Origin of the sequence: Cephaloticoccus primus, assembly GCF_001580015.1 — a bacterium.
Classification (GTDB): Bacteria; Verrucomicrobiota; Verrucomicrobiia; order Opitutales; family Opitutaceae; genus Cephaloticoccus; species Cephaloticoccus primus.
Genome location: NZ_LSZQ01000009.1, coordinates 56,039 through 69,388, shown reverse-complemented (window position 1 = coordinate 69,388; position 13,350 = coordinate 56,039). Strand labels below are relative to the sequence as shown.

13 protein-coding genes are annotated in these 13,350 nt (G+C 63.1%); 9 read left to right on the top strand and 4 right to left on the bottom strand.

Annotation, left to right across the window (positions count from 1 at the left end; all coding sequences use genetic code 11):
* The first annotated feature begins 411 nt into the window (after window positions 1–411).
* The 4 genes from AXK11_RS00640 (at window position 412) to AXK11_RS00625 (ending at window position 3,164) form a co-directional block, all read left to right on the top strand.
* Window positions 412–693: a hypothetical protein gene (locus AXK11_RS00640; RefSeq protein ID WP_068628288.1), complete on the top strand. Its 282-nt coding sequence runs from the start codon at window positions 412–414 to the stop codon at window positions 691–693.
* A 2-nt stretch (window positions 694–695) separates the two neighbouring features.
* The gene (locus AXK11_RS00635; RefSeq protein WP_068628287.1) at window positions 696–1,307 is read left to right on the top strand and encodes a gluconokinase; all 612 of its coding nucleotides are present in this window, start codon (window positions 696–698) and stop codon (window positions 1,305–1,307) included.
* A gap of 178 nt (window positions 1,308–1,485) precedes the next feature.
* The gene (gene upp, locus AXK11_RS00630) at window positions 1,486–2,106 is read left to right on the top strand and encodes a uracil phosphoribosyltransferase (protein WP_068628286.1); all 621 of its coding nucleotides are present in this window, start codon (window positions 1,486–1,488) and stop codon (window positions 2,104–2,106) included.
* A 158-nt stretch (window positions 2,107–2,264) separates the two neighbouring features.
* Complete coding sequence (locus AXK11_RS00625; protein WP_068628300.1) at window positions 2,265–3,164, top strand: class I SAM-dependent methyltransferase; 900 nt, start codon at window positions 2,265–2,267, stop codon at window positions 3,162–3,164.
* Between the two features lie 125 nt (window positions 3,165–3,289).
* Here AXK11_RS00625 and AXK11_RS00620 read toward each other — a convergent pair whose 3' ends face one another.
* The 3 genes from AXK11_RS00620 to AXK11_RS00610 form a co-directional block, all read right to left on the bottom strand.
* The gene (locus AXK11_RS00620) at window positions 3,290–4,249 is read right to left on the bottom strand and encodes a glycosyltransferase family 2 protein (RefSeq protein ID WP_068628285.1); all 960 of its coding nucleotides are present in this window, start codon (window positions 4,247–4,249) and stop codon (window positions 3,290–3,292) included.
* A gap of 116 nt (window positions 4,250–4,365) precedes the next feature.
* Window positions 4,366–5,505 (bottom strand): Gfo/Idh/MocA family protein, encoded by a 1,140-nt coding sequence (locus tag AXK11_RS00615; RefSeq protein ID WP_068628284.1) that lies wholly within the window; start codon window positions 5,503–5,505, stop codon window positions 4,366–4,368.
* A complete protein-coding gene (locus AXK11_RS00610) occupies window positions 5,502–6,233 on the bottom strand; it encodes a sugar phosphate isomerase/epimerase family protein (protein ID WP_197456728.1) in 732 nt (243 codons plus the stop codon). Before AXK11_RS00610 ends, AXK11_RS00615 begins: the two co-directional genes overlap by 4 nt.
* A 282-nt stretch (window positions 6,234–6,515) precedes the next feature.
* Between AXK11_RS00610 and AXK11_RS00605 the strand changes: the two genes are divergently transcribed.
* From AXK11_RS00605 to AXK11_RS00585, 5 genes are all read left to right on the top strand, one after another.
* The gene (locus AXK11_RS00605; protein WP_068628282.1) at window positions 6,516–7,367 is read left to right on the top strand and encodes a sugar isomerase domain-containing protein; all 852 of its coding nucleotides are present in this window, start codon (window positions 6,516–6,518) and stop codon (window positions 7,365–7,367) included.
* 582 nt (window positions 7,368–7,949) lie between these two features.
* Entirely contained in the window at window positions 7,950–9,125 is a 1,176-nt protein-coding gene (locus AXK11_RS00600) for an N-acetylglucosamine kinase (RefSeq protein ID WP_082780713.1), read from the top strand.
* A 165-nt stretch (window positions 9,126–9,290) separates the two neighbouring features.
* Window positions 9,291–9,839 (top strand): outer membrane protein, encoded by a 549-nt coding sequence (locus AXK11_RS00595; protein ID WP_197456727.1) that lies wholly within the window; start codon window positions 9,291–9,293, stop codon window positions 9,837–9,839.
* Between the two features lie 315 nt (window positions 9,840–10,154).
* Window positions 10,155–11,273: a Gfo/Idh/MocA family protein gene (locus AXK11_RS00590; RefSeq protein ID WP_068628280.1), complete on the top strand. Its 1,119-nt coding sequence runs from the start codon at window positions 10,155–10,157 to the stop codon at window positions 11,271–11,273.
* A gap of 284 nt (window positions 11,274–11,557) precedes the next feature.
* Window positions 11,558–13,009 (top strand): phosphodiester glycosidase family protein, encoded by a 1,452-nt coding sequence (locus AXK11_RS00585; protein ID WP_068628278.1) that lies wholly within the window; start codon window positions 11,558–11,560, stop codon window positions 13,007–13,009.
* Between the two features lie 82 nt (window positions 13,010–13,091).
* Here AXK11_RS00585 and AXK11_RS00580 read toward each other — a convergent pair whose 3' ends face one another.
* On the bottom strand, window positions 13,092–13,328 hold the full coding sequence (locus tag AXK11_RS00580; protein ID WP_068628276.1) for a hypothetical protein: 237 nt from the start codon (window positions 13,326–13,328) through the stop codon (window positions 13,092–13,094).
* Window positions 13,329–13,350 lie beyond the last annotated feature (22 nt).

Below are 13,350 nucleotides of genomic sequence, written 5' to 3'. Positions count from 1 at the left end.
AACGCACTCGACCGCAAAAACTGGACGCACAATGGCGACAGTTTTTCGAGCAACATGCTCATCTGGCAGGAGCTGCCGCTGCGACTCGAAGGCTACCTCAAGCGCAGGTTCTAGCCGCTGCGCGGAATGCGGCACGCAGCGCCAAGGCTCGCCCCGCTCACCTGCGCGGCGGCGACTGCTGCTCTGCCTCCAACGCGGCGAGCAGGCGAGCGCTTCGGGGGAGCGCCAGTCTCTCGCTGCGCGCCGCCGCACTTGATCTTCGCGCAGCGGCGGCACACCTTGCCAACAAGGCCAGCCGGTATACGAGAAGCATTCGAAAAACTTTCCCGCGCTGGAGATCGCTCACCGATCCGAACGCGGGCATCGCCAACCCGCAGCTCGCCGCGCACCCGGCAGAATCCGCACGCCACCTTGTTCCCGAATCTACTACGCCTCAGCTCCCGCACGCCGCCGCCACCGGAGGCAGACCTCAACTTCGTCATCGAAGTCAACGCGCAGCACAAGCGGCCACCCAACCCGCGCACCGAGCGTTTCATCCTCGGCTGCTGGATCCTGATCGCGCTCAAGCACGCCGCAGTCATCTACGCCTGCCACCACTGGCCCATGCCCTTTCACCAACTCTGGATCAACGCGCCCACCTTTGCCCTCGGGCTGCTCGCCACCGTCGTTTACTACTGGCGCCGCCGCCGCTAGCGATGCCACCACAGCCCCGCCTCATCCTCATCATGGGCGTTTCCGGCAGCGGCAAGACGACCCTCGGCACCGCGCTCGCCGCCAGGCTCGGTTGGCACTTCGACGATGCAGACGACTTTCACCCCGCGGCCAGCATTGCCAAAATGCGCCAAGGCCAGCCGCTAAACGATGCCGACCGCGCCCCTTGGCTCGACGCGCTGCAACAACAGCTCGTGCAACGCCTCGCGCGTGGCGAACGCAGCGTCCTCGCCTGCTCCGCGCTCAAGAAACGCTACCGCCAGCAACTCCTCGGCGGGCTCTCGGGCGATGTCGATGCGAGGGGCTCCGCCCCCGCCGCCAGTGCCGCCGCCGTCTCCGCCGGCCTCGTCTACCTGCACGGCCCGCGCGAGTTGCTGGCGGCCCGACTCGCCGCGCGCCAGCACGCCTTCATGCCGCCGGGCCTGCTCGACAGCCAACTGGCCGCCCTGGAAGTCCCCGACGCCCGCGAGGCGAGCCCCACGCTCGGCAACAGCTCCCCCGCCCTTCCGATCCTCCCGCCCCTCCATCTCGACATCAGCCCGCCCCCCGCCGCACTCGTTGACCAGATCATCGACCACTTCTCCCTGTACTCTTGATCAACGCGCCCCGCCATTGGGCCGCGCCGCCCGACGCCTGCATTCCACGCCCGCAGTGCCGCCGCCCCAGCTGGACAATCCCGAAGCCAGCTACTGCGAGCTGATGACAGGGACTGGCCCCGAAGTTTTTGCAGGATCTGTTGCAAAGCAGGAGCCGCGCTAGTGGTTAGGAGAGCCGATGCCGCTGCACATTCTCCAACATCCGCTCGCCACGCACGTGATCACCCACTTGCGCGACGTGCACACCAAGCCCGCCACCTTTCGCACGCTCGCCTACCAGATCAGCCAGCTACTCGCCATCGAGGCCACACGCGGCCTGCCCACCCGCCCCAAGCCGATCCAGACTCCGCTTGAGCCCATCACTGGCCAGGTGCTCGCGCAGCCGCTCGTCATCGTGCCAATCCTGCGCGCCGGACTCGGGATGATGACGCCCTTCCTCGACCTGTTCCCCGATGTGAGCGTGGGCTACATCGGCCTTGAGCGCGACGAGCGGACTGCCATCGCCCGCAGCTACTACTGCAAGCTCCCGCCGCTCGCTGATGCACACGTGCTCGTGCTCGACCCGATGCTCGCCACCGGCGGCTCCGCAGCCCAAGCCATCAGCCTTGTAAAAGACGCGGGCGCCAGGTCCGTCGCGCTTTCCTTTGTGTGCATCGTCTCCGCGCCCGAAGGCGTCGCCACGCTCGAAGCCGCGCACCCCGACGTGCCGATCTACACCGCCACGCACGACCGCCAGCTCAACGCGCAAAAATACATCCTCCCCGGCCTCGGCGATTTCGGCGACCGCCTGTATACCTGATCACCATGCCTACACCGCCCAACGCCTCAAACGACTGTGCTGCACCGGCCGCGAGAAGTCGCCCAGCCAAAACCGGGTGTCCGCCATGCGCCCAAACCGACGGCGAGGCGGCCACTCGCCGCCACGGGAAAAAGGCAACGCCCCCTCCCCCGACCGCGATCCAGACCGCCACTGGCTGGCAAGACTACCAGCTCCTCGACTGCGCCGACGGCATGAAGCGCGAGCAGTGGGGCGACTACCGCCTGGTCCGCCCCGACCCGCAAATCATCTGGGGGCGCGAGCATGTGCTGGCCGAGGCCGACGCCATCTACCACCGCAGCGAAAAAGGCGGCGGCCGCTGGGAGTTTCGCAAGCCGCTGCCCGAGAGCTGGGCGATCCGCTACGCACCGCTCGGCCTGCGCTTCAAAATCCGCCCGACCAACTTTAAGCACACCGGCCTCTTCCCCGAGCAAGCCGTCAACTGGGAGTGGTTTAGCGCGCTGATTAAAGGTGCCCGCGCCGCAGGCCGCCCCGCGCCGCGCGTGCTCAACCTCTTCGGCTACACCGGCGCGGCGACCTGCGCCGCCGCCAAAGCCGGAGCCCAAGTCGCCCACGTCGACGCCGCCGAAGGCATGGTCAAGTGGGCCCGCGAAAACGCCGCCCTCTGCGACCTCGCCGAAGCCCCGATCCGCTACCTCTGCGACGATTGCCTGAAATTCGTCCGCCGCGAAAACCGCCGCGGCCGCCGCTACGACGCCATCATCATGGACCCTCCCAGCTACGGACGCGGCAGCAGCGGCCAGATGTGGAAACTCGAAACCCACCTGTGGCCCCTCCTTCAGGAATGCCGCGCACTGCTCAGCGACACGCCGCTGTTCTTCCTCATCAACGCCTACACCGCGCAACTCTCTCCCACCGTCCTCGCCAACCTCTTGGGCGAACTCTTCGCGGGCGATCCCGATTGCACAATCCACGCAGGCGAAGTCGGCCTCCCCATCCAGGCCGACGGCAAAACGCTGCCCTGCGGCATCTTCGCCCGCACCCAGTGGAGCGCCCCACCCGCCTCCGCCACTCAATAAAAGCCCCTCCAACCGGGCCGAACGCCAAGTCACCTCCTCAGCACCGCGCCACCAAGCAATACGACGCAGCCCTTCCCGCACGCCTTGCGCAAGAGAACTGTCAGAGGTTACGCTACTCCTTCTTTTCAGGAGGCAGACGAGGCCTCACTTCGCACAACCCTCTCCACCAAAAACACCGGACGTTGCTTACTCTCCAAGTAGGTCTTTCCCACATATTCGCCAAGTATACCGGTAGCAATTAGCTGCGTACCACCTAAGAAAATAATAAAAGCTATTAAGGAGGGGTAACCAGGAACTGGATTTCCCATCACAAGAGCCTCTAGGACAATCACCGCGCCGTAGACAAGCCCGGCTAGCGCGGAAAGCAGCCCAACACCAGACACCCAACGCAGTGGTCTCACCGAGAATGCACAAATGCCCTCCCACGCAAAAGCCAGCAACCGGAAATAGTTCCACTTGGTTTGCCCCGCCGCACGAGGATCGCGCACATAGTCTATCACGGTCGTTGGGTAACCCACCCAAGCAAACAAACCCTTCATGTAGCGCACGCGCTCGGGTAGTGCGCATAGCGCCTTTACCACTCTGGCACTTATAAGACGAAAGTCTCCAATATCTGCCGGGATATTGATATCACTCAGATAGTTAAGCACCCGGTAGTACACGTGGGCGCTCGCTCGCTTAGGCCACGTCTCGCCTAGGCGATTCTTACGGCGCATCGCCACGACATCGGCCCCGGCACGCCAAGCCTCGACCATTTGCCCAATCAGCTCCGGCGGATCTTGCAGATCGGCATCAAGTATCACCGTGGCCTCCCCGCGACAGTAGTGGAGTCCTGCAGACATAGCCGCCTCCTTGCCGAAGTTACGGCTGAGCTGTACAGAACAGATATTGGCGTGCTCACTCGCCAACTGCACCAAATAGAGGCTGCTGCCATCCCGGCTGCCATCATCAACAAACACTACTTCATAGCTCAGCCCCGTAGCAGCCATGACTTGACTAATACGCTCAAAAGCCAGCGGTAAAACTTCTCGTTCGTTATAGACCGGAACGAGTATTGATAGATTCGGCAGCGCAGAATTTTCCATATAGAGTTCCGAGCCAGCCTAGTGTAACAGCACGCATAGTCACGCCGTTACTGTTAGGCAGGCAGAAAAGCCGCCGGGCCTCTGAAGGGCCCGGCGAGTCAGTCGGATCTGACGGCTCACCCCTCGGCCAGCAGGGCGCGCGCCTCGTCGGGGCCCAGCGGGGCGAAGCGCTCGCAGGTGGTCTGCATTTCCACAACGCGGCCTTCTTCGCCTGCGCGGAGGATGCCGGTCATGATGTCGATCACGTGCAGCGCGAAATCGCCGTTGCAGCGATGCGGGCGGCCTGCCACGATGGCCTGGGCCATGTCGGTGAGGCCCGCGCAGCGGTAGTTGGCCGAGCTCGCCCCGTGGTTGGGCTTGGAGAGCGGGTGCTCCCACTGCTCGACGGTGGTCACTTTCCGGTCGTCGGAAGCCGTCCGCATCACCCGGATTTCACCGCCAAACATGTTGGGGTCGGGGATGTGGATCGTCCCTTCGGTGCCGAAGAGTGCCATCGGCTCCATGCCGTGTTCCCAGACGTCCCAGCTCGTGATGAGGGTAATCACCGCGCCTTGGGCGAACTCCAGAGTCGCATGGATGTTGGTCGGCGTCTCGACCGGGATCACCTTCCCCTTGTTGGGCTCGGCAGTGACAGTGCGCGTGTTCGTCGCCATCGAGGTGAAGCCCGAAACTCGCTTCACCGGCCCGAGTAACTGCACGAGATTGGACACGTAGTACGGCCCCAGGTCGAGCATCGGACCGCCCCCTGCGAGGAAGAAGAAACCGGGATTCGGATGCCAGGACTCCATGCCGTGGCTCATCACACCGCAGAGGCCGGAAGTGATCCGGCCCACCTCGCCGCGGTCGATCAAGTGCCGCGCGTACTGGTGCGTGCCGCCGAGGATCGTATCGGGCGCCGAGCCGATGCGCAGGCCTTTTTCCCTGGCGAGCGCCGCGAGCTTCAGCCCTTCCTCAACGCTCAATACATAGGGCTTTTCGGAAAACACATGTTTGCCCGCCTCCAGCGCCTTGCGGCTCACCTCGTAGTGCGCCGCCGGAATCGTCAGGTTGACAATGATATCGATATTCGGAGCCGCCAGAAGCCCATCCGGAGTCAATGCGGAAACATTAAACTCCTTGGCGCGTTCTTCAGCCGCAGCGGCGACCACATCGGCCACCGCTACGATCTTTATGCCACGGAAAAGCGGCGCCAGGCTCAGGTAGCTTTTAGAGATGTTTCCACATCCCATGATTCCCACGTTCATTACTTTGGTCATGACTTGGTTTTTATTGTTTTGTATGTATCAGCGAGTTCCTTTGCAAACCTGTATAAACTCTCGGCTGTGGGCTGCGCCTCATGCTCCACGACAATGAGCTTGATTTTAGAATTCCGCTCCGGGGCGAAATAGGCATCCCAGTCGAGCAAACGGCCGAGCGGGCCAGCCGACTCACTGTGTTGGGTGAGCTCCCTAAAGTGCAGAGCAGTAACGCGATTGCTATATTTCCCCGTCAGTTCGAGCGGATCGGCCCCGCCCTTATCCACCCAGGCAATATCGGCCTGCCATTCGATATTCGGCGCCTCATCGAGGAGCACTTCCATTATATAACGCCCGTCTTCCAGGCGTTTAAACTCGTCCGTATGGTTATGCCAACCGTAGCCGAAGCCCGCATCCTGCACGCGCTTCCCCACCTCGCCCAGTCGCCTTGCAAAAGCCGACCAGTCGGCGACCGTTTTAAACTTCGATGTATCATAGCCAGGCACGTAGATTGTTTTTACGCCCAGATCGCGGCAAATACCCAAGGCTGTATCAAACTCATCTTCCAGCATTGGCAGGCCCATATGGACGGTGGGCATCGTCATTCCGGCCCCATCAAGGGCGGCGCGAATATTATGCCTATCTTCAAAATTGGCCGGATAGCCCTCGACCGCATCATAGCCCATTTCGCCAAGATTTTTAATAAACTGCACATAGTTCTGAAACCTATGTGTCGAAAACAACTGCATGGAGAGTAACATAGATAAGCCTTTTGATTTACTTTTAGGGTTGGTCCCCACACGTATGCTTACTGAGTTTTTCAGAAGGGGGTTAAAATCAGTGGCCGAAATGTGGGGCGAAAACGGGGCGGGAGTGAGGGCGCTTTCGTTTCACCCGTCAAGAAAGAGCCCAAGGAATCCTCACAAATAGCCGGAAGTGCCTCGAGAAAGCCAAATAGCGCCAAGACCGGAGCTGCCACCAAGAAATTGCCTCGCCAGAGGTGGGATGTCTCGCCTCCTCCTGCCAGCCCGATGCCCAGCTCCACACCGCCCCCCGCAGCCTCCGGCCAACGAAGCCCGGCCGACACGTTTTACGAGCGCTCGCTCGCGCTAATCGCCACCGCGCGCGAGAAAAACCGCGACACGATCCGCGCCCTCGCTCCGATCATCGGACAATCGCTTGCGGCAGGCGGGATGCTTCACGTCTTCGGCAGCGGACACAGTGCAGTCCTCGCGCGCGAAATCATCGGCCGCGCAGGCGGCCTCGTTTGCATCAACGGCATCCCCGACCCGACCGAAGGGTTTGTCGAAAACCTCGTCGGCTACGGCACCGAGCTGGTCGCCCGCTACGACCGCCGCTGCGAACTGCGCGCGGGCGAGGCGATTATCGTGATCTCCAACTCAGGAAAAAACGCCTCGCCGATCGAAGTTGCCCTCTACGCCAAAGCAAAGGGCCTGCACGTGATCGGCCTATGCTCGGAGCAAATGTCGCGCACCACGCCAACCGTCCACCCGGGCGGCAAGCGCTTGCACGAGATCGCCGACCACCTGCTCGACAACCTCGGCGTGCGTGGCGACACGCTCGTCGAGCTCGCACCAAGCGACCGTGCACAGGGCACCGCAAGCGACACAAACAACGGTACGCCGCCCAGCCCTGCGCAGAACACCCCGAGTAACGACACGCCCCCGCTGATATCCGGCCCCACCTCAACACTCGTCGGTGCCATGCTCCTCAACCTCCTGATGCTCGAAACCTGCACGTGGATGCAGGCGCAGGGCCACGCCCTTCCCATCCTGCGCAGCCAAAACCTCCCGGGCGCCATTGAGCACAACCGCCACATCGCCAAGCCCTATAAACACCGCCTCTCGCACCAACTCGCCTGAGCGAAAGGGCGGGTGGGGGCCCAAGTCTCCACTACGCGTGGGGCGGTGGCGGGGCGCCACGGGCCATTTACCATGCGGTTTGCTGCCGTGCGTTCCGCACGGCAGCAAACCGCATGGCTGAAAAGGACCAACCAACGGGTGTCAGTCGAGGCGTTCACCGCCTTATTTTGCATATCGCTGGGGGCCATCGCGTCAGAACAGCCGTTTGAACCATTAACCCAAAAATCCGCCCAAAGGGGTTTCCGCTCCATTCGCGTTTTGAGCTCCATCTCCTGTCCAGCGCAGCGCGACAGGGGGAGCGAAATTTGCGATTTTGGACGGGAGGGCGGGAGCAAAGCGCACGGGCAAAATCGCAAACTCAATGGAAGTGGCGACACTGACGAGCCGCCAACGAGCGGCTCGCTAAATAAGTGGGGCTGCGACCGCGCCCCACGCGCAGTGGATCCGGTTTGTCCCAATTTGAACTGAACAGGCCGGCACACCAACCAAAGCAATCTCCACCAAGTTTCATTAACCGGTCACCTTAAGGGACTCGCCATTCGTTCGAAGTCGCGGCAACTCCTCGCGCCTTCCCTTTCCCCGATGAACCCGCCCCAACTCCAAGCCGCCCCACAGAAAACGACGGCACAGCCGCAAACCACTTTGCCGCACACTCCTTCCTCCCCCCCCGGCGCGCCCGAGGCTCCCGCCTCCCCAAGTGCCACCCGTGCGGTGCGGATCGGTGTTGATGGGGGCGGTACCAAGACCGACTTCATCCTGATCGACGACGTGAGTGGCAGCCTGCTCGCGCAGCGGCGCGCGCCCGGGTGCAACCCCAGCCACCTCGACAAGGCGACGATCCGGCGGCTGATCACCGAAAACATCGCCGCACTGCTGGGCGAAGTCGCCGAGCACTCTCCCGCGCCCGACAGCGGCCCGCAGCCCACGATCACGCATTGCTGCCTGTGTACGGCGGGCGCGCCGCCCTTCTGGCGCGAGCTCGCCGCCGAGCTCGCGAGCGGCCCAACCCCGCTCGGGCAAGTCCACAGTTTTGACGATTCGCTGCCCGTCCTGGAGCTCGCCACTAGCGGCGGGCCCGGGCTCGTTTTGCACAGCGGCACGGGCTCCTTCGTCGCCGCGCGCGGGCCCGACTTGCAGCCCCACTACGCAGGCGGGCTCGGCTGGCGGATCGGCGACCAAGGCAGCGCCTACGACCTGGGGCGCCGCGCCGCCGAGCGCGCGCTCCTTGAGCTCCAGGGCTGGACCCGCCCGCCCCGCCCCTCAGCGCTCGGGAAAGCCGTGTGCGAGCAGCTCGGCATTCACACCGCCGGCGCCCTGCTCCAGCACATCTACGACACGCCCGCCAGTGGCGCAGTCGGCACGGCGGTTACGCTCTCCTCACTCGCGCCGCTAGTCACTGCGCTGGCCGCTCAAGGCGACCCCGCCGCGACCGAGATTCTCCACGACTCGGTTCACGAGTTTGCCCGACTCGCGCGTACCGTCAGCGAACGCCTCTTTGGAGAAACAGAAACCGCAGCCGAAGCGCCAAGCCACAACGCCGACGGAAAAAATCGAGCGGATGTGCGGGAGGGACCGCGCATCCCTGCGAGCGCGCAGCCCCTCCCCTCCCCGCACATCCGCGTGGGACTCAGTGGGCCCATCCTGCAAAGCGAAACGGCCCGCCACGTCGTCGCCCAAGTGCTCGGCCCGCAGCACCAACTCCACCTGATTACCCAGCCACCGCTCGAAGGGCTGCGCCAGCTCCTCGCCCGACTGTGAGCCGGCGAGCGAGCGGAGCAGCCTCACGCACCATTTCGCGAGGCGCGGGCCGCTCCACACTTTCCAGCAATCCCGGCGCCGTTTGCATTTCGCGGACGGCGTTTTTTTGGCTTTGAAAAGTACCGAGGCGCACCTCCTATGCGCGGCCGCAAACTCAACAAACCCATGAAGAACACCCTAAGCCTCGCGCTCGCCCTGCTCGGGCTGAGCCTCACCAGTGCACACGCCGCCAACTCTCCCTACGTGGGGGTCAGCTTGGGCTACCTCGTCGATGCCGAGGAGTCCTACTTCACGATCCGCGCTGGTATGGAGCTGGCGCAGCAGGCTCCGGCTGACCTGCCAAACCGCTTTTCGCACAATCTGGAGATCGAGCTCGGCTACATCGACCTGAGCAAGGGCCCGGTCGATTTCGACATCACTCCCCTGTTCCTCAACTACCGCGGCGAGAGCCACGGGTTGGGCTTCGTCCCGTACTTTGGCGCGGGAATCGGCTTCGCCATCGTAGACCTCGCGGACAACTTCTACGGCTACTCCGACGACGACGCGGTCTTCGCCGCGCAAGCTTTTGCCGGACTGAAGTACAATTTCACACCCGCGGTCTCTGCCTCGCTCGGCGCGCGCTACATCTGGATTGATGACGCCAAAATCGCCGGACTCACCGCCGATCTCGGCGACGACATCGGCATCGAAGCCAGCTTCTCATTCCGCTTCTGACGGGCGAGGCCCACCGCTCTTCCCGAGCGCTATAAATTGATCTCTCCAGCCGCCCCGATTCACGGGCGGCTTTTTTGTGCAAACCGGAGAGCCCAAGGCGCGCGCCTACTACCCCTGCAAAGCAGGCTGAATAAAAGTGCGCTGGCGGCAGCTACCGAGTTGCCAGCGCCGCGCGCGGTTCCCTAGCTAGCCGCCCTTTCGCCCTGTTTCCCGTCCGCTTGACTGTACGCAAAAGCAGACACCCGGCGGGCCGCACGGCACACCCACAACAGAAAAGCTCCCGTAGCTAAAATCCCAGCCCCCCAACTCCTCGTTATGAAAACCTATCGCGTCGCCATCATCGGCGCCAACGACGGCATCGCCCAAGCCCACTTCAATGCAGTGGCCTACTCCAAGGATCGCGCCCAGGTCGTCGCCGCCTGCGACGTCGATGCGGACAAGCTCGCCGCCTACTGCACGCGCAACGCCATCCCCAAGGCGTACTCCGACTACAAGCTGATGCTCAGCGAGCAGAAGCCCGACCTCGTGATCATCGGCACGCCGCCGCCCATGCACGCCCCGATGAGCATCGCCGCGATGGAGGTCGGCGCCTGGGTGCTTTGCGAGAAACCGCTGTGCTGTTCGCTGGCCGAGCTCGACCAAATCGCCGCCGTCGAGGCGCGCACCGGCACCCGCACATCCAGCGTGTTCCAGATGCGCTTCGGCTCGGCAGGCGTCCACGCGCGCAAACTCATCGCCGACGGCACACTGGGTCGCCCCTTCGTCGGGCTCGCCAACACGCTATGGTTTCGCGACCGCAGCTACTATGCAATCCCCTGGCGAGCCAAGACCATGCTCGGCAGCACCACCATGAATCAGGGCATCCACACGATGGACTTGCTGCTGTACCTGCTCGGCGAATGGGAGGAAGTACACGCCGTGGCCGACACGCTGTTTCACGACATCGACGTCGAGGACGTCTCGATGGCCCACGTCAAATTCGCCAACGGTGCGCGCGCCGCGATCATGAACAGCTCCATCTCCCCGCGCGAAGAGACCAAGATCCGGATCGACTGCGAACACGCCACCATCGAGGCCGACTACCTCTACAGCTACAAAAACGCGAACTGGCGGCTGACCCCCAGCTCGCTCGCCGCGCGCGACAGCGCACGCGCCGCCGAGATAAACGACGCATGGGAGCAGCTCGAAACCGATCACCGCGCCTACCACACCGCCCAGGTCACCGCCCTGCTTAAAAACATGGACGAGGGCACTTGCCCGATCACCAGCGGCGCGGAAGCGCGGCGCACGATCGAGTTCCTGAGCTCGCTCTACAAATCGGCCTTTACCGGCAAGCCCGTCACGCGCGGCAACATCCAGCCCGGCGACCCGTTCTACGACGCGCTCAACGGCGGCGCCGGCCCGATCAAGGCCGCCCACCTGCGGAATCGATAAAAGGCCCACTGCGCGTGGGGGGCGGTCGCAGACCGGTCTTATGGCAGTGCCTGCTCCCATTCACTGTGTGGTTCGCTTATCACGCGTTTCGCGCGATAAGCGAACCACACAGTTGAAAGTGCCCGACCTCTGATCAGGCCAAGAATTAACCCGCTTGCGCGATTTTTTGGGTTAACGAGTAAACACGGTGTTGGACGCAGTAAGTGCCCGTTTTTCTGCCTCCCCAGAAAGTGACCAACGCCTCTTTATCTATCAGCCCCCCCCAAGAAAAACTGCTTTCTATCATGCCTTATCCTCTCCTCCCAATCGCCCCCGCAAAGTGGAGCTTGATCCTCGCTCTGCTCAGTATGCCGCTGGTCGCCCAGACGCCCCAGCTCCCAGAAGCACCCTTCCCCCTCGGCAAGGCCGATCTTCCCGAGACTCGCACCATTACTCCCCTAAGCCCCGGAGTCACCCACCTGCACGTCGAGCGTGGGCGCAAACCGACGGGGCGAGGCTGGGCACTCGAATCCAGGTCGATGACCGACAAAAGCGAGGTCGCCACCTTGCGCGACCGGCTCCGCGAAGCGGGCTTGAGGCGTGTCGATGAGCACTGGTTCAAATCTCCATCAGACGGTGAGCCTTACTGCGTGCTGCTCGCTGGAGAGTTTGACACAAAACTTGATGCGAGGCGCGCGCTGCTGGGGCTCTCCTTTCGCGAGGTGCTCCAGGTAAGAAACCGTGCAGGGCTGGACGACTGGGACGGTGGGCCCTGGATGCTTGATCTCGTCATTGTCGACCCAAAGCACTTTCACGGGAAAATCGTCGCCGCGCGCGAAGAGCGGAGCATCCGCCCCTCGGAATTCGCGCGCAAGCGGGGCGCTCTTGTAGCCATTAATGCCAGCCTCTTCCACTTCTCGCTGGACGACCTTGATGGCGTGCCAGCCGGTACTGCGATCATGCAAGGCGAGTGGTACAACGAGCCCAACGGCGGCTCGATCCTCTTTATCGAAAATACTCCAGAGGGGCCGCGGCTCTCCATCAGCTACGATCCACCGCCAGTCCCCGTAATCGAGTGGGCCAGCGGAAAAACCGCCCCGCTAAACGGCATCGGCCGCATGCCCAGAGGTGACGAGATCACCGTGCTGCGGCCCGAAATTTTTGCGACATCGCAGCTCTCGCACTTCTTGCCCGAGGGAGTCCTCGCTGCCCAGGTTTGGGAAGATGGGAGGCTGATCCCGATCGTGAGTGCCAGTCACTGGGATCCCAGAAGCCTGGTACTACTCGCGCGAGGAAAAGGAAGAACACTCCTCGAACAAACCATCACCTCGGGCGAGCGCATGAAACCAGTCGATCTACGCGTCCCGGGACGCCCGGGGCTAAACGCCGCTTATGGCATCCCTGTTCTAATCCGTGATGGGCAGCCCAATGTCGTGCAAGTGGGCCGCCCCTACCACCGCACTTCGCGTACCGCGATGGGAGCGGATGCCGGGGGGAGAGTCTACATCCTCACGGTAGATGGCGATGCCTACGATCCCCCCGCAGATGGGCGCCTCGGCAGTGTCGGTGCCAGCTACGCCGAGCTCACCGCCATCTTTCAGCACCTCGGTGCCATCAATGCGATCCATCTGGATAGCGGCGGCTCCACCACAATGGCTATCAATGGCGAAGTCGCCAACCACCCCTACAATGTCCAGTTCGAGCACGGGGACGGCATTGAGCGCCCCGTCCCGGACTCGATCCTCGTGATCGACTGATCAACACGCCCCCCAAGGACGCCGCACACAGCAAAGGATGCTCCGACCTCCACTCTCCCCGGAGCGTCCCTTGCTCAGAGTCTTAATAATGCGGGGGGCGCTCGGGGGCGGAGGCGGCGGGCGAAGTTGTGCCGCCGGCGACTCCTTCGCCTGTGTCGCCAAGCACCGAATCGCGCAGGCCCACCAGCCCGCCGCGCAAGCGCTCCAGCTCGCGCGACAGGGCCAGCATTTCCTTGTCCTGCTCAAAGACGTGTCGCTCCAGCGCGGTGAGCCGCTCGGCCAGGCTCCGGAGCGCTTCTGTTTGTTCTTCCGGTTTCATCGGGAGTTTTCGCACGCGCGAA

Coding starts and splice junctions, on each gene's coding strand:
- AXK11_RS00605 (WP_068628282.1), top strand. CDS start 6,516: ATGCCCAGCTCCACACCGCCCCCCGCAGCCTCCGGCCAACGAAGCCCG.
- AXK11_RS00610 (WP_197456728.1), bottom strand. CDS start 6,233: ATGCAGTTGTTTTCGACACATAGGTTTCAGAACTATGTGCAGTTTATT.
- AXK11_RS00600 (WP_082780713.1), top strand. CDS start 7,950: ATGAACCCGCCCCAACTCCAAGCCGCCCCACAGAAAACGACGGCACAG.
- AXK11_RS00585 (WP_068628278.1), top strand. CDS start 11,558: ATGCCTTATCCTCTCCTCCCAATCGCCCCCGCAAAGTGGAGCTTGATC.
- AXK11_RS00580 (WP_068628276.1), bottom strand. CDS start 13,328: ATGAAACCGGAAGAACAAACAGAAGCGCTCCGGAGCCTGGCCGAGCGG.
- AXK11_RS00635 (WP_068628287.1), top strand. CDS start 696: ATGCCACCACAGCCCCGCCTCATCCTCATCATGGGCGTTTCCGGCAGC.
- AXK11_RS00595 (WP_197456727.1), top strand. CDS start 9,291: ATGAAGAACACCCTAAGCCTCGCGCTCGCCCTGCTCGGGCTGAGCCTC.
- AXK11_RS00620 (WP_068628285.1), bottom strand. CDS start 4,249: ATGGAAAATTCTGCGCTGCCGAATCTATCAATACTCGTTCCGGTCTAT.
- upp (WP_068628286.1), top strand. CDS start 1,486: ATGCCGCTGCACATTCTCCAACATCCGCTCGCCACGCACGTGATCACC.
- AXK11_RS00590 (WP_068628280.1), top strand. CDS start 10,155: ATGAAAACCTATCGCGTCGCCATCATCGGCGCCAACGACGGCATCGCC.
- AXK11_RS00615 (WP_068628284.1), bottom strand. CDS start 5,505: ATGACCAAAGTAATGAACGTGGGAATCATGGGATGTGGAAACATCTCT.